We start from the raw sequence: 14,266 nt of genomic DNA, 5'->3' as shown, positions 1-14,266 counted from the left end.
CCCTTGGCCAAGACCCTGATCGGCACGTACGAAGCGACCATCTATCCCGAGGGGAAGGGCTACACCGGAGCCATTTCCCTCGGGTTCGCCCCCGATGGCACCCGCCAGCGCCTCAAGCGCAAGGGCAGGACCAAGGCCCTGGTCAAGGACAAGCTGATCAAAGCCGTCAAAGACCTTGAGGCGGGCATCACCGCATCGGAGAGCTACACCGTGCGCGATGCCGTACACGACTGGCTCAGCAAGGGCCTCAAGGGCCGATCCGAGAACACCGTCACGAAGCTACGCATCCTCGCCGAGACGCGGCTCGACGAGCTCGCCGGCGAGCTGGCCACCAGCACGCTCAGAGAAATACACAGCGTCCTGAAGCGAGCGATCCGGCAGGCTCAGGCCCGTGACATGGTTCTCAGGAACGCGGCCGAGCTGGTCACCACACCGAAAGGCACGGACGGGCGACCCAGCAAAGCGCTCAACCGGCAACAGGCAGAGACGGTACTCAAGACAGCGGCATCGTCTGAGCTCCATGCCTACGTGGTGATCAGCCTCACTACGGGCATCCGGACCGAGGAAGCCCGCGCACTGTGCTGGGATCACGTCGTCGCCTGGGTGCATGACCTCAAGTCCTGGCTACCGGTGACCGAGGTGGGATTCCAGCACAAGAAGTTCGCCATCTACGTATGGCGTGCAGACCGAGACGGAGGTGACACCAAGACCCGCAAGTCGCGCCGCACGCTGGAACTGCCCAAGCTCGCCGTTCAGGCCCTCCGGCTGCACCACGTACGCCAAGCGGCCCAGAAGCTCCAGGTAGGCGAGGCGTGGCAAGATCGCAATCTGGTGTTCTGTTCGAACGTCGGCACTCCGCTGGACGCCGCGAACGTGCGACGGTCGTTCCGCAGGATCACAAAGAGTGCGGGGATCGGAACCACCTGGACACCCCGCGAGCTACGTCACTCATTCGTCTCCATCATGAGCGACCAGGGCGTACCCATCGAGACCATCGCCGATATCGTCGGGCACGCGGGCACCAGCGTCACGGAGACCGTGTACCGACACCAGCTCAGGCCGGTGATCACCAAGGGCGCTCAGACGATGAACATCATCTTCGGCGACAGCCGACACGGGTAGAGAGTCCGAGCGAGATGGCTCCCCGATTGGCTCCCATCGCCCCCCAGGCAAGCGAAAAGGCCGCCCCGCGTGTCGCGGAGCGGCCTCTGAGCTGGTGGGCGATACTGGGATCGAACCAGTGACCTCTTCGGTGTGAACGAAGCGCTCTCCCGCTGAGCTAATCGCCCGCTCTGTCCGGCCCCTCGCGGCGCCGACGTGGAAAACCATACCGCACTTCCTGACCACTCGCGAAGCGACGCGGACTGGAGGGGATTCGAGCCAAAGGCGGCGGTTGCCCGTCAGCATGGTGGCTCGTTGGCATACCATCGAGCTGTTCCGGAAGGCCCAGATCGCCCGAAAGGTCGTGCAGGGCACGCCGGGACGACGCCAGCAACGCGCAAAACCCTCGCAAACATCATCCAAGTTAATGATGTTTAGCCAGGTAGATGCCCAAATGTCCAGCTGTGAGTTGCGTTACAGAACGGCCTGGAGGCGGAATCTTTCCTACAGGTTTCTTCGTTCCGCGTCATAGCTCAGGACGAAGTCCGTCAGAGCAGTGAAAGCCCCGAAGAGGGGACCGTACGACGAAAAGGTTTGGCTGACGATGAACAGCACCACCGTCTCCGCCGAGCTTGGCCTTCGGCTTGTGGTCCCCGACCGTACCACCGTCCCCCTGCTCGCCGGACTGAGCTACACAGCCGACGACCCATATGCCATCCGTATGGCCTTCCACGTAGGGAACGACGAACCGGTCGAGTGGATCTTCGCCCGTGAACTGCTGACTGTAGGCATCGTGAGGCGTGTAGGCGACGGCGACGTGCAGGTTTGGCCCGCACGCGCCGACGGCGAACGCACGCTCCACATCAGCCTGACGTCACCGTTCGGACAGGCGCTCTTCGAAGTCCCGCTGGCACCTCTCACCGAGTTCCTGCACCGCACGTACGATCTCGTGCCCGCAGGTAGAGAGACCGATTTCATGGATCTGGACGCCGAGCTGACCAACATGCTCTGGCCGTCCTGACGGACCCCCGTCCCCGACAGACATATCGTCGCGCTGTCACTGGCACGACCCGGCGAACCCCTAGAAGCCAGCGCCTCCCGTGATGCCCGTACCGGGGCCGTTCATCGGCCCTGGTGCGGGCATTCTGCGTCGCCGCTCCACGAGGGCCGCTCAGAGCCGAGGGCCGCTCAGAGCGCGGTGAGGATCTCCCTCATGCGCGTCACCTCGATGCCCTGCCCGGAGTAGACGTCCTTGGCCATGAGCCGCATGCGCTGGTCCTTGCCGCCGGACAGCTCCTCCCCCGCCATCCGAATCGCGCCCTCGTGATGCCTGATCATCAGGTGGAGGAACAGCCGGTCGAAGGCGGCGCCGCGCGCGGCGCGCAGCGTGTTCATGTCCTGCAGCGAGGCCATCCCGTACGCGGCGGGGGCGTGCGAGCCGTGATCGGGTACGGCCCTGCCGAGCGCGCCGAGCCAGTCGCCCATGACGGTGATCTCCGGCTTCTGGGTGAGCGCGATCTGCCGCGCCAGGACGCGCACGCCCTGGGCCGCCGTGCGCGACTCGACCAGCCCCGCCATCTCCAGCGCCTGCCGGTGGTGGGGGATCATGCCCTCGGCGAAGCGCACGTCGGCCGCCACGGCGGACCAGTCGCGGGAGGGAAGCCTCTCCCCCGGCTTCGCCGTACGGCCGGGCCCGCCCGGAGCGCCGGGCACGATCACAGGCGCGCCGGGGCCGACGGCGGAGGGGCCGTCGGGCTCCGAGGCGCAACCCGTCAGCACCGATATCACCAATACCGTGACGATAAGTCCGCACGTTCGGAACCTGGCTGACATAGCTTCCATACTGGGCCATGATTCCGAAGGGGGCGCACGTGAAGTTCTCGAAGCTGGGTGGCGTTGGGGCACTGCTCCTCGTGTTGTCGGCGTGCGCGTCGGCTCCACCGCCCTCGCAGACCCAGCGTGCGGCGCCCTCGTCGTCCCCTGCCTCTCCCGCCGCCCCTGCTTCGCCCGCCACGACCTCGGTGGCCGGCGGAGAGGTGATGACCAGCGACAACGTCAAGCTGGTAGCCAACATGCCGCGCGAGGCCCCGCTCAACGGCGGCACGAACTGGAACTCCGACCTGGCCTTCCAGGGCAACTACGCCTTCGTCGGCAACTTCGGCGGCTTCACCGTCTACGACATCACCGACCCCACCAAGCCGAAGACGGTCAGCAAGGTGGCGTGCGAGTCGCAGCAGAACGACGTCTCGGTCCACGGGAACCTGCTGTTCCTGTCGGTGGACGAGGTCCGCTCCGACGAGACGTGCGCGTCCAAGCCCGGTCGCGTGAGCGCGGCGGAGGGCGGCACGCCGTGGGAGGGCATCAGGATCTTCGACATCACCGACAAGGCGGCGCCGAAGTACGTGAGCTCGGTGGCGACCGACTGCGGCTCGCACACCCACACCATGGTGCCCGGCAAGGACCCCGACACGCTCTACCTCTACGTCTCCTCGCCGGGCCCCGAGCCCGACTCGCAGACCTGCCCCGCGCCGCACGAGCTGATCCAGATCGTCGAGGTGCCGGTGAAGGACCCCAAGGCGGCCAAGATCGTGAACTCGCCGGACATCTTCCCGCAGGGGCAGGGCTCGCACTCGTTCATGTCGGGCTGCCATGACATCACCGCCTACCCGGAGAAGAACCTGGCCGCGGCCGCGTGCTTCGGTGACGGGGTGCTGCTCGACATCACCGACAGGGTGAAGCCGAAGGTGCTGCAGCAGGTCAAGGACAGGGAGAACTTCCAGATCTGGCACTCGGCGACGTTCAACAACGACGCGACCAAGGTCGTCTTCGGCGACGAGATGGGCGGCGGCGGGATGGCGACCTGCGACGCCAAGACGCCCAGGACGAAGGGCGCCAACGCGATCTACGACATCGTGGGCGGGAAGCTGGAGCGGCGCGCGTACTTCAAGATGCCGAGGGAGCAGACGGCCAAGGAGAACTGCGTCGTGCACAACGGGTCGCTGCTGCCGGTCAAGGGCAGGGACATCATGGTCCAGGCGTGGTACCAGGGCGGGGTGTCCATCTGGGACTTCACGGACTCGAACGCGCCGAAGGAGATCGGGTTCTTCGAGCGCGGGCCCGAGCGCGACGAGCCGGGCATCGCGGGATCGTGGTCGGCGTACTACTACAACGGCTACATCTACTCGAGCGACATACTGCGCGGCCTGGACGTCATCGAGATCAACGACCCGCTGACGGACCCGGCCAAGTCGGTGAAGATGGCTGACTTCAACGTGCAGACCCAGAAGACCTTCTGACGGGCCGGTCTCCTGGAGGGCGTCTTTCCGGTTCTGTACGGCAAGCCGACGTAAGCTCCCCCGCGGTCACCACACCCGGTGACCGCTGTGGCCTGCCGCCGGCTTGCCGTACCGAACCAGAGTGACCGGCGAGCCGTACCGGATCGGAGAGATCAGCGCGGGTCGGGGTCGGCCGCCGCGCGGACGGCGAAGACCTCCTGGGCCTTGGCCGTGACCGGGCCGGGCGCGGACGGCAGCACGGTTCCGTCGACGAGCCTGATCGGCTGGATGTCGCGGGTCGTCGAGGTCAGGAACGCCTCCTCCGCCTCGTACACCGCCGACAGCGGCACGTCGACCTCCTCGCCGCCGCACCACTCCAGCGTCAGCGCGCGGGTCACGCCCGCCAGGCAGCCCGAGGCCAGCGTCGGGGTGATCAGGCGCCCGCCCTGGACGAGGAAGATGTTCGACCCCGTGCCCTCGCACAGGTTGCCCGCCAGGTTACCGAAGATGGCCTCGCCGCCGCCGCGGGCCTTCGCGTAGGCCAGCGCCTTGGCGTTGTCGCCGTAGGAGGTCGACTTGACCCCTGACAGCGCGCCGCGCTCGTTGCGCGGCCACGGGACCACGGTCACATCGGCCGTCAGCGGGAACGGGGCCTGCTCGCCGACGATGACGATCGCGGTGGTGCCCAGGTCGCCACGGTCGGAGCCGAGCGGTCCAGGGCCGCTGGTGTAGGTGATGCGGATGCGGCCGAGCGGCCAGGCGGGCGCCGCGGCCAGGCAGCGGCGGACGCCGTCGGCGATGGCGTCGAGGTCGGGCTCGGCCAGGTCCATGCGCTGGGCCGACAGCTTGAGCCGGTCCAGGTGCCTGGTGAGCGCGAACGACTCGCCGTTGACGCACTTGACGGTCTCGAACACGCCGTCGCCGACCATCAGCCCATGGTCGAACACCGAGACGGTGGCCTGCGCAGGATCCAGCAGCTCCCCGTTGACCCAGACGGGAACGTTCATCGATTTCCTCCTGAGGATGCCAAATGGATGAGCCGCGACGCCTTCAGCTCGGTTTCGCGCCATTCTCCGCGAGGGTCGCTGCCCCAGGTGATGCCGGCTCCCGTGCCGAAGCGGATCTCCCCTGGGGTGATCCAGAACGTGCGGATGCCGACGGCAAGCGCGGCCGTGCGCCGGTCGGCGTCGATCCAGCCCACGGCCCCACAGTAAGGCCCTCGGGGCTCGGGTTCGAGCTCATTGATGATGCGCAGGGCCGAAGATTTGGGCGCTCCGGTGACCGAGCCGGGCGGGAAGGTAGCGGCGAACAGCTCGGCCCATCCCGTGTCGGGGGCCAGCGTGGCCCGTACGGTCGACACCAGGTGGACCAGCCCAGGGTGCTCCTCGACCGCGCACAGCGACGGCACGCTCACCGAGCCGACCTCGGCGACCCTGCCGAGGTCGTTGCGGACCAGATCGACGATCATGACGTTCTCGGCGTAGTCCTTGTCCAGCAGGTCGGCGGCGGTGACGCCGGTCCCCTTGATGGGCTTGGACTCCACGGTGGAGCCGTCGCGCGACAGGTACAGCTCGGGAGAGGCCGACACCACGCTCAGCCCCGGCACGCTGACCACGGCGGCGTAGGGGGCGGGGTTGCCCTCCTGGAGCCTGGCGGCCAGCGCGAGGGGGTCGGCCGTGGGGTCGAGCGGCGCGGACAGGACGCGGCAGAGGTTGGCCTGGTAGACCTCGCCCTGTTCGATGTAGTCGCGGATGCGCTGCACGCCGCGTTCGTAGGCGGCCTGGTCGAGCGAGCTGCGCCACTCCGCCCGCGCGGGCCCGTGCCATGCTCCGGCGGCGGGGAGCGGCGCCCGCCGTACGTCGTCGAAGCGGGCGCAGGTGACCTTGCCCTCGTAGTCGACCACGACGGCCCACCAGCCGTCGCTGTCGAGGGCGGCCAGGTCGGTGGTGAGGTCCCTGAGCCTGGTCGCCAGGAGGCCACCGACGTGGGCGAAACTGTCGTGCACGACCTTATTGTCCCAGTATTTCGACGAATGCCAGCGCGGACGGCAGCGGCACCTCCGGCAGCGCCGCGTAGACCTTCCTGCGCGGCCCCTCCTCGGCGATCGGCCGCACCACCACCAGATCGCCGGGTACGGCACGCGCCGCCAGCTCCGGCACCAGTGTGACGCCGAGCCCTGCGGCGACGTAGCCGAACTTGCCCGTCCATTCGGCCACGCGCGGCCCGCCACGCGGCGTGAACCCCGCCCTGGCGCAGGCGGCGGTCAGGATCGTCGGCCGGCCGCGGGGCGCCGCCTCGATCCAGGTCTCCTCCGCCAGGTCGCGCAGATCGATCACCTCGCGGTCGGCCAGCCTGTGTCCCGAGGGCAGCGCCACCAGGAGTCTCTCCTCCAGCAGCAGCACCGTCTCGGCCGCCGACGGCAGGCCCGCCGGATAGTCGCTGACCACGGCCACGTCGAGGGCGCCGCCGTCGAGCCGGTCGAGCAGCCGTCCCGACAGCCCCTCGGACAGGCGCACCTCGACGCCGGGATGGCGCTCGCCGAACGTCTTGAGTGCCTGCGGGACCATCCAGACGTTCGCGGTGGCGAAGGCGCCGACGCGCAGCGCGCCGCCGCCGCCCCTGTGGATGGCGGCCAGCTCCTCCTCCGCCCTGTCCAGGCGCTCGAGGACGGCGACGGCGTGCCTGCGCAGCGCCTCGCCCGCGGGGGTGAGCCTGACGCCTCTGGCCAGCCGCACGAACAGCGGGCCGCCCGCCTCGCGTTCCAGCGCGGCGACGCGGCGGGACACGGCGGACTGGGTGTAGCCGAGCAGCTCGGCCGCGGCGGTGAAGGAGCCTTCGCGGGCGACCTCGTCGAACAGTCGCAAGTCATTCGTCTCAAGCATGGCTGGCATGCAGCCTAGTCGGTGGTGGAATAGCTCGCATCACGCTTGAATCAGGACGTGATCGCTTTTCTTGGACAGGGACGCATGGGCGTCCCCATGGCCCGGCGCCTCGTGGAGGCAGGGCATCAGGTGACGGTGTGGAAGCGCGGGCTCGGCCCGGTGCGCGCGGCGGTGGAGGGCGCGGACCTGGTCATCACCATGTTGCGCGACGGCGAGGCCGTCGAGGAGGTGCTGACCCAGGCGCTCGAGGGCCTGCGGCCTGGGACGACGGTGGTGGAGATGTCCACGATCGGACCCTCGGCCGTGCGGCGGCTGCGCGAGCTGCTCCCCCCTTCCGTGGCGCTGGTGGACGCGCCCGTGCTGGGCAGCGTCGGCCCCGCCGCCGACGGCACGCTGACGGTGCTGGCGGGCGGCGACGTGTCGGCGTGCCGGTCGGTGCTGTCCGTCTTCGGGAACGTCGTCGAACTCGGCCCGCTCGGGGCGGGGGCGGCGCTGAAGGTGGCCGTGATGGGCGCGCTGGTGCCGGCGCAGGTGCTGCTGGCCGAGACGTTCGCGTACGGCGAGGCGCACGGGGTGCCGCGCGAGGCGCTGGCGGGGGTGCTGGCGCAGACGCCGCTGGGCACGCTGGCCTCGCGGATCGCGGCTCCGGCCGACGAGACCCGATACGCGCTGGGCTTGGCGGCGAAGGACGTCCGGCTGGGGGCGTGGGAAGGGGCGACGATGGCGCGGGCGGCGGAGGCTCGGCTGGACGCGGCGGTGGAGGCGGGCTTCGGCGAGCGGGATGTGACGTCGATCGCGACGTACGTCGCCGAGGAGCCCGTGCGGGCGTCCACCGGGTCCCGCGCGGTCGCGGTGAATCCGGGGAGCGTGCCGGCCACCAACGGGTTCTACTCGCACGCCGTCCGCGTGGGCGACATGCTCTACGTCTCCGGCCAGGCCGCCTTCGACGAGCGGGGCGAGCTGGTCGGCGAGGGCGACATGACCGCCCAGGCCGAGGCCGTCTTCCAGAACATCGGCGAGATCCTCGCCGACCAGGGGGCGGGCTTCGAGGACATCGCCTTCATCAGGACCTACCTGACGGACATGGACCAGCGCTTCGCGTACGGGGAGGTGCGTAGGAAGTACATCACCGGCACGCCGCCTGCGAGCACGACCGTGGAGGTGTCGAAGCTCTTCATGCCGGGGCTGATGCTGGAGATCGACCTGATCGTCGCCTTGCCGTGACGGTGCGGGAGGTGGCGGGCCGCGTCGGGGCGGCCCGCCACGCGCTCCCGAGGAGCGTCACCCTGGACGGAGGCCGGCCGCGTGCGGAGGGTGGGCTTTCGGGGTGCTTGCCGTACGGGACGGGGGTGTGGACCCGCACTCGAGGGGGCTACGCCAGCGGGCCGGTGACGGACTCCGCCGCGGAGACGACGGCGCCGTCGGCGACGAGGCGGACGACGGACTCGATCTCGGGCGCCAGGAACCTGTCGGGCCCTGGACCCGGCACGCTCTCGCGCAGCGCCCTGACCACCGCGCCGGTCGCGGGGGCCGGCCGGAGCGGGGCGCGCAGGTCGATGCCGCGGGCGGCGGTGAGCACCTCCACGGCCAGCACCCGCGTCAGCCCGTCGACGGAGCGGCGCAGCTTGCGCGCGGCCGACCAGCCCATGGAGACGTGGTCCTCCTGCATGGCCGAGCTCGGGATCGAGTCGACGCTGGCTGGAGCGGCCAGTCGCTTCATCTCCGAGACGATGGCCGCCTGGGTGTACTGGGCGATCATGTGGCCGGAGTCGACGCCGGGGTCGTCGGCCAGGAAGGCGGGCAGGCCGTGGTTGCGGGCCACGTCGAGGAAGCGGTCGGTCCTGCGCTCGGACATCGAGGCGACGTCGGCGGCGACGATGGCCAGGAAGTCGAGGGCGTAGGCGACGGGCGCGCCGTGGAAGTTGCCGTTGGACTCCACGCGGCCGTCGGCCAGGACGGCGGGGTTGTCGACGGCGGAGGCCAGCTCCCACGTGGCGACGTTCGTGGCGTGGGCGACGGTGTCGCGGGCGGCTCCGGCGACCTGCGGGGCGCAGCGCAGGGAGTAGGCGTCCTGGACGCGGGTGCAGGCGTTCGGGTCGCGATGGCTCTCCATGATGCCGGAGTCCTTCAGGACGCGGACCATGTTCGCCGCGGCCAGCGCCTGGCCCGGCTGGGGACGCAGGGCCTGGAGCTCGGGGGCGAAGACGCGGTCGGTGCCGAGCAGCGCCTCGACGCTCATGGCGGCGCTGATGTCGGCGGTCTTGAGCAGCCTGGTCAGGTCGTCGATGGCGAGGATGAGCATGCCGAGCATGCCGTCGGTGCCGTTGATGAGGGCCAGGCCCTCCTTCGCGGCCAGCTCGACGGGCTCGATGCCCGCCTGCTTGAGCGCCTCGGCGCTCGGCCCGACATTTCCGGATTTATCCCTTACGACGCCCTCGCCCATCAAGGTCAGGGCGACATGGGCGAGCGGCGCGAGGTCTCCCGAACAGCCCAGGCTGCCGTATTCGTGGACGACAGGGGTGATGTGCGCGTTCAGGAGGGCCGCCATGGTCTTGGCGGTCGTCGGGCGGATGCCGGTGTGCCCCGTGGCGAGCGTGTGCAGGCGCAGCAGCATCAGCGCGCGCACCACCTCCGTCTCGACCTCCGGCCCGCTGCCCGCCGCGTGCGAGCGGACCAGCGAGCGCTGCAGCTGGGCGCGGAGCGCGGGGTCGATGTGCCGGGTGGCGAGCGCGCCGAACCCGGTCGAGACGCCGTAGGCGGGGGTCGGACTCTCGGCGAGCTCGTCCACCCGCTGGCGGGCGGCGGAGATCGCGGCGATGGCGTCGTCCGTGAGCTGGACGGGGGCGCCGTGGCGGGCCACTCGGATGACGTCGGTGAAGGTCAGCGGCTCAGGTCCGACGTTCACGACTTCGTTGTCGCGCATATTGCACTCTCTCGCTCAGGTAACCGGCGTATGCGATGTTAGCTCCTTACAGGACAAAGGCCCCCGCTACGCCTCTCCCTGCCCTCCATGGGCAGGAATCACCACACAGGGCGCTGCGGGGCCGGCCTGGTCGGCGAGGAGCGCGCCGATGGGCGTGAGACGGGCCGCGCAAGCACCTGCGTGCGCGGCCATGTCTCGGCGCCGACCCACGGGGCCGGTCTAGGCACCGGTCACCGCGCACAGCAGGCGGTTGTTGCCGCGCTGCCACAGCGTGCCGATCTCGGCGAAGCCCGCGCCGCGCAGGGCGTCGACGTGCGTCGAGAGCAGGTTGGACTCCGAGCCGTTGTGCGCCGATCCCGCCGTCGTGCGGGCGGTGTTCAGCGCCGACAGGTCGGGGTCGGCGGCCACCGCCTCCCACCACTGCCCCCACTCCTCGGGCCGGTCGCCGGAGAAGACGCGCGCGGTCTCCTTTTCGTGTACGGCACGCTCCAGCCTGGCGATGGACGGCGTGGCGTCGTCGGAGTCGAGGTGGTCACCGTTGAGCAGCAGCCCGCCCGGCCTCAGCACCGAGGCGAGCTCGGCGTACATGGCGGCCAGCTCAGGGCCGGAGATCCAGTGCAGCGCGGTGGTGCTCACCGCGGCGTCCACGGGCCTGTCGAGGCCCAGTTCCCTGGTCCAGCCGGGGGTGCGCAGGTCGAGGGAGACGAAGTCCAGGTGAGGGTAGGCGGCGCGGCCCAGACCGAGCAGCAGCGGATCGGCGTCGACCGGGATCACCGTGGCCTTCGGCAGGCGCTCCACCAACCGGGCCGACAGCGAGCCCGGGCCGCATCCGAGGTCGATGACGAGCGGGTCCGGACGCCCGAGCGCCTCCACGGCGTCGATCAACGCGGTGAAACGCTCCTCACGGTCGGGCAGGTAGCCCTCCTGCTGGCGGTCCCAGCGCGCGATCCATTCCCTTGCGACATCGTTGGTAAGCACGAAGATCTCCTTGTGACCGTCGTTTACAATTTCGACAGTCACAACTTAGAGCGCAAAGGTGTAACTGGTCAAGTGGAATTCAACAGTCACAACGATGGAGTGGTGCGGGTCGCCGTGGGCCTGGTCAACTCCCTGACGCCGGGCGAGCGGCGGGGCCGTCTCTACCCGCTGCCCTCCGACCTGCCCGCGGCGGCCACCGAGGGCGTACGCGCCGGCTACCCACGCCACAGGGAGACGAGCGAGACGGAGGCGGCCGAGCTGACCGCCGTCGCGGAGCGGCTGCGCGCGGTGTTCGAGTCCGTGGCCGCCGACGACATCGACTCCGCGGCCCGGCAGGTCAACCGGCTGCTCGAGGAGACCAACGCGCGGCCGCACCTCAACCGCCACGACGGGGAGCCGTGGCACCTGCACTTCCACGGTCCGGGCGGGACGATGGCGGGCGACTGGGCGGCCAGCTGCGCGACGTCGCTGGCGATCGTGCTGGGCAGCGAGTTCCACGACCGGCTCGGGGTGTGCACGGCGCCGCACTGCGACCGCGTCTACGTGGACGTCTCACGCAACGGGACCCGCAGGTTCTGCTCCACGGCCTGCCAGAACCGGGTGAAGACCGCCGCCTTCCGCGCCCGCGCCAAGACCCCTTGAGCGAGCGGAGGCGTCAGCAGGAGCCCCCGGCCACACACACCCCGTCGCCTTCGCCGGCCCCGATCGGCGACACGGCGGCGAGGTCGCTCAGGTAGCCGATGCGCTCGCGCGCCTCCGCGATCGTCCCTCCGACCGAGGCGGGACTGGACTGCCGGCTGGACCTCGCCAGGCCGGTCAACAGCTTCGAAGCGCACCGCCGGTTTTGGGACTCGGCAAGGATTCGGTACAGTTCTCTACGTCGTCGCGAACGAGCGACAACGCGGAAGTGGCTCAGTGGTAGAGCATCACCTTGCCAAGGTGAGGGTCGCGGGTTCGAATCCCGTCTTCCGCTCGGTACCCGAGGACGATTAGCTCAGCGGGAGAGCGCTTCCCTGACACGGAAGAGGTCACTGGTTCAATCCCAGTATCGTCCACCACACCTCACCCCAGGCCGTCTGGCCTGGGGTTTTGTCTTTGGGGTCCTGTCGAGTTGCCGGCCGAGGGTGCGCGACGGTCCTGACGACCGACACCGTCACGGGAACCGACGGCCCAGGGGAACGCCCGGTCAGCCGGCACGTGTCAGGTGATCGGCGGGTAGACGTGGTCGCCCCGGTGCTCGGGCGGGAGGACGCAGCGCCGGTCACCGTCGGTGCTGGGGCACCGCTCGGCGTCCTCGCGCATCGGGAGCCGGTCTGGGGTTTCGTCGCTCATCATCGCCCTCTGCTGGGAAGAGGGTCAAAAAGTATCCACTGCCACCAGAGCGGTCCAGATGTTACTCAGGGTAATCGCTTCCCTGTGGCCTGGCGACCTGGTCAGCGGCTCGCTCCTGCGCCTGCACGCCGTACCCGCTGAAACCGGGGGTGGCGCTCCTCGCTACGATCCCTGTCGCCGTCATCTTCGTGGCGTTCCAGCGCCACTTCGTCAGAGGTGCCGGCAAGGGAGCGAAGAGGGGTTGAGTCGCATGCGGGTTCTCCTCGCAGGGGCCAACGGCGCCATCGGCCGCCTGCTGGTGCCGTTGCTGCTGAACGCCGGGCACGACGTGGTCGGCAGCTCGCGGTCGGACGCGGGCGTCGCCGCGATCAGGGCCGCGGGGGCCGATGCCGTGCGGCTGGACGTCTTCGACCGTGCGTCCACCCTTCGCGCGCTCGCCGCGACCCGGCCCGAAGCGGTGATCCACCAGCTGACCGCGCTGGGCGAGCGGCGGTTCGACCAGAACGCGCGGATCAGGCGCGAGGGAACCCGCAACCTGGTCGACGGGTCGCTGAAGGCCGGCGCCGGACGGATCGTCGCCCAGTCGATCTCGTGGGTCTACGCGGCGGGTGAGGCGCCCGCGACGGAGGACGAGCCACTGGACCTGGCCCGCGAGGGGCTGGTCGGGCCCGCGATGGCGCTGGAGTCGGCGGCGGCGGAGTTCGAACGGCACGTCGTGCTCCGATACGGCCTGCTGTACGGGCCTGGGACCTGGTACTTCCCCGGCGCGTGGGCGGCCGGCCAGCTCCGGGCCGGGCAGTTGACGGCGGGGGCGGCGGTCAGCTCGTTCGTGCACGTGGCGGACGCGGCGGTGGCGGCGCTGCTGGCGCTCGACTGGCCCGACGGGGTCGTGAACGTCGTCGACGACGAGCCCGCACCGGCGCGGGAGTGGGTGCCCGTGCTGGCGTCCGCACTCGGCGAACCGGCGCCGGAGGTGACGGCGGGGCTTTCAGCGGGACTCTCGGCAGGCGCCTCGGCCGACGCTTCGGTGGGGCGGGAGGGGTGGGAGCGCGGGGCTTGCAACGCGAAGGCCCGAGCGCTCGGCTGGGCGCCTGACTGGCCCACGTGGCGGACGGGTTTCCCCGCCCTCGCTGGGGCCTCCTGACCCAGTTCCTGGCTGACGAAGGGCGATCTCGGCGGCCTGGACCCAGGGCGGCGATGAAGGCGCCGTTCAGTCACACCTTGCGATCCAAGCGATCGGGCCCCGGTTGACGGGCGTGGCGGTCAGAACAGCCAGCGGGTCTGGCCGTACTCGCCTTCCTTGGCGAACCCGAACGCCCGCTCGGGCGCGACCGTGAACACCAGCGCCCTGCCACCCTCGTGGGCGAAGGCTCCGTCCTCGACGTCGAAGTGCCAGTCAGGGCCGTACTTCGCCTCGTACGCCTCCGCCAGGCGACCGAGCCTGGCCTCGTCCTCCACGAGCACCGCCCGGCCCTCGACCACCACGTCCACCCCCTTCGTCAAGGAGTTGGCGCCGGTGGTCAGCACGCACCGGGCGTCGCTCGCCAGGTTCTTGGCCTTCTGCTCGACCGGCCCGGTGCAGAAGTGCAGCGCGCCGTCCTGCCAGATCCCGATCAGCGGGGTGACGTGCGGGCTGCCGTCCTGCCGTACCGTCGTCAGCCAGTAGATCTCCGCGCCCTCCAGGATGTCGCGCGCCTCCCGCCAGCTCGTCGGGGTGGCCTTGTCGCTGCTGAACCGGGCGTCGAGCTCGGTCACGGGCTCTCTGTCTGCCATGT

Annotated in this window: 14 protein-coding genes and 3 tRNA genes; 8 read left to right on the top strand and 9 right to left on the bottom strand. The window is 70.1% G+C overall.

The window, feature by feature from the left end; translation table 11 throughout:
• The first annotated feature begins 3 nt into the window (after nt 1-3).
• The gene (locus AB0B45_RS18920) at nt 4-1,122 is read left to right on the top strand and encodes a site-specific integrase (protein WP_358132029.1); all 1,119 of its coding nucleotides are present in this window, start codon (nt 4-6) and stop codon (nt 1,120-1,122) included.
• Nucleotides 1,123-1,214: 92 nt separating this feature from the next.
• Here the strand turns inward: AB0B45_RS18920 and AB0B45_RS18915 are convergent.
• Nucleotides 1,215-1,289, bottom strand: a tRNA-Val gene (locus AB0B45_RS18915).
• Between the two features lie 416 nt (nt 1,290-1,705).
• Between AB0B45_RS18915 and AB0B45_RS18910 the strand changes: the two genes are divergently transcribed.
• Nucleotides 1,706-2,122, top strand: coding sequence for an SsgA family sporulation/cell division regulator (locus AB0B45_RS18910; RefSeq protein WP_183659751.1), 417 nt, complete (start codon nt 1,706-1,708; stop codon nt 2,120-2,122).
• 167 nt (nt 2,123-2,289) lie between these two features.
• Here AB0B45_RS18910 and AB0B45_RS18905 read toward each other — a convergent pair whose 3' ends face one another.
• Nucleotides 2,290-2,889, bottom strand: a complete 600-nt coding sequence (locus AB0B45_RS18905; RefSeq protein ID WP_358132221.1) for a DUF305 domain-containing protein — start codon at nt 2,887-2,889, stop codon at nt 2,290-2,292.
• Between the two features lie 83 nt (nt 2,890-2,972).
• On the opposite strand from AB0B45_RS18905, the gene AB0B45_RS18900 reads away from it, so the two are divergent.
• Nucleotides 2,973-4,397 (top strand): hypothetical protein, encoded by a 1,425-nt coding sequence (locus tag AB0B45_RS18900; RefSeq protein WP_358132027.1) that lies wholly within the window; start codon nt 2,973-2,975, stop codon nt 4,395-4,397.
• Between the two features lie 152 nt (nt 4,398-4,549).
• Here AB0B45_RS18900 and AB0B45_RS18895 read toward each other — a convergent pair whose 3' ends face one another.
• From AB0B45_RS18895 to AB0B45_RS18885, 3 genes are read right to left on the bottom strand one after another with little or no spacing between them, the layout of a single operon-like run.
• The gene (locus AB0B45_RS18895; protein ID WP_358132025.1) at nt 4,550-5,383 is read right to left on the bottom strand and encodes an aminotransferase class IV; all 834 of its coding nucleotides are present in this window, start codon (nt 5,381-5,383) and stop codon (nt 4,550-4,552) included.
• Nucleotides 5,380-6,381, bottom strand: coding sequence for a chorismate-binding protein (locus AB0B45_RS18890; RefSeq protein WP_358132023.1), 1,002 nt, complete (start codon nt 6,379-6,381; stop codon nt 5,380-5,382). The genes AB0B45_RS18895 and AB0B45_RS18890 overlap by 4 nt, the downstream gene beginning before the upstream one ends.
• 4 nt (nt 6,382-6,385) lie before the next feature.
• Nucleotides 6,386-7,258 carry a LysR family transcriptional regulator gene (locus AB0B45_RS18885; protein WP_358132021.1) on the bottom strand — a complete coding sequence of 291 codons (873 nt, stop codon included), beginning with the start codon at nt 7,256-7,258 and terminating at the stop codon, nt 6,386-6,388.
• A gap of 57 nt (nt 7,259-7,315) precedes the next feature.
• Between AB0B45_RS18885 and AB0B45_RS18880 the strand changes: the two genes are divergently transcribed.
• Nucleotides 7,316-8,482: an NAD(P)-binding domain-containing protein gene (locus AB0B45_RS18880; RefSeq protein WP_358132019.1), complete on the top strand. Its 1,167-nt coding sequence runs from the start codon at nt 7,316-7,318 to the stop codon at nt 8,480-8,482.
• 148 nt (nt 8,483-8,630) lie between these two features.
• Here the strand turns inward: AB0B45_RS18880 and hutH are convergent, their stop codons facing one another.
• Entirely contained in the window at nt 8,631-10,181 is a 1,551-nt protein-coding gene (hutH, locus tag AB0B45_RS18875; protein ID WP_358132018.1) for a histidine ammonia-lyase, read from the bottom strand.
• Nucleotides 10,182-10,400: 219 nt separating this feature from the next.
• Nucleotides 10,401-11,159: a class I SAM-dependent methyltransferase gene (locus AB0B45_RS18870; protein WP_358132016.1), complete on the bottom strand. Its 759-nt coding sequence runs from the start codon at nt 11,157-11,159 to the stop codon at nt 10,401-10,403.
• A gap of 72 nt (nt 11,160-11,231) precedes the next feature.
• Here AB0B45_RS18870 and AB0B45_RS18865 point away from each other — a divergent pair, with 72 nt between their 5' ends.
• The 3 genes from AB0B45_RS18865 (at nt 11,232) to AB0B45_RS18855 (ending at nt 12,217) form a co-directional block, all read left to right on the top strand.
• Complete coding sequence (locus AB0B45_RS18865; protein ID WP_358132015.1) at nt 11,232-11,801, top strand: CGNR zinc finger domain-containing protein; 570 nt, start codon at nt 11,232-11,234, stop codon at nt 11,799-11,801.
• Between the two features lie 259 nt (nt 11,802-12,060).
• Nucleotides 12,061-12,132, top strand: a tRNA-Gly gene (locus tag AB0B45_RS18860).
• A gap of 10 nt (nt 12,133-12,142) precedes the next feature.
• Nucleotides 12,143-12,217, top strand: a tRNA-Val gene (locus AB0B45_RS18855).
• Nucleotides 12,218-12,359: 142 nt separating this feature from the next.
• Here AB0B45_RS18855 and AB0B45_RS18850 read toward each other — a convergent pair.
• The gene (locus tag AB0B45_RS18850) at nt 12,360-12,494 is read right to left on the bottom strand and encodes a hypothetical protein (protein ID WP_358132013.1); all 135 of its coding nucleotides are present in this window, start codon (nt 12,492-12,494) and stop codon (nt 12,360-12,362) included.
• A gap of 247 nt (nt 12,495-12,741) precedes the next feature.
• Here AB0B45_RS18850 and AB0B45_RS18845 point away from each other — a divergent pair, with 247 nt between their 5' ends.
• Nucleotides 12,742-13,635, top strand: a complete 894-nt coding sequence (locus AB0B45_RS18845; protein ID WP_358132011.1) for an NAD(P)-dependent oxidoreductase — start codon at nt 12,742-12,744, stop codon at nt 13,633-13,635.
• A 119-nt stretch (nt 13,636-13,754) separates the two neighbouring features.
• Here the strand turns inward: AB0B45_RS18845 and AB0B45_RS18840 are convergent, their stop codons facing one another.
• Nucleotides 13,755-14,264, bottom strand: coding sequence for a pyridoxamine 5'-phosphate oxidase family protein (locus AB0B45_RS18840; protein ID WP_358132009.1), 510 nt, complete (start codon nt 14,262-14,264; stop codon nt 13,755-13,757).
• Nucleotides 14,265-14,266: the final 2 nt, after the last annotated feature.

This window comes from Nonomuraea sp. NPDC049152 (assembly GCF_040648355.1).
Classification (GTDB): Bacteria; Actinomycetota; Actinomycetes; order Streptosporangiales; family Streptosporangiaceae; genus Nonomuraea.
This window is presented reverse-complemented; position numbering and strand designations above follow the sequence as displayed.

What these genes read in the sequence shown, in the direction of transcription:
- AB0B45_RS18885 (WP_358132021.1), bottom strand. Translation starts at nt 7,258, where the DNA reads ATGCTTGAGACGAATGACTTGCGACTGTTCGACGAGGTCGCCCGCGAA.
- AB0B45_RS18840 (WP_358132009.1), bottom strand. Translation starts at nt 14,264, where the DNA reads ATGGCAGACAGAGAGCCCGTGACCGAGCTCGACGCCCGGTTCAGCAGC.
- AB0B45_RS18845 (WP_358132011.1), top strand. Translation starts at nt 12,742, where the DNA reads ATGCGGGTTCTCCTCGCAGGGGCCAACGGCGCCATCGGCCGCCTGCTG.
- AB0B45_RS18895 (WP_358132025.1), bottom strand. Translation starts at nt 5,383, where the DNA reads ATGAACGTTCCCGTCTGGGTCAACGGGGAGCTGCTGGATCCTGCGCAG.
- hutH (WP_358132018.1), bottom strand. Translation starts at nt 10,181, where the DNA reads ATGCGCGACAACGAAGTCGTGAACGTCGGACCTGAGCCGCTGACCTTC.
- AB0B45_RS18910 (WP_183659751.1), top strand. Translation starts at nt 1,706, where the DNA reads ATGAACAGCACCACCGTCTCCGCCGAGCTTGGCCTTCGGCTTGTGGTC.
- AB0B45_RS18850 (WP_358132013.1), bottom strand. Translation starts at nt 12,494, where the DNA reads ATGATGAGCGACGAAACCCCAGACCGGCTCCCGATGCGCGAGGACGCC.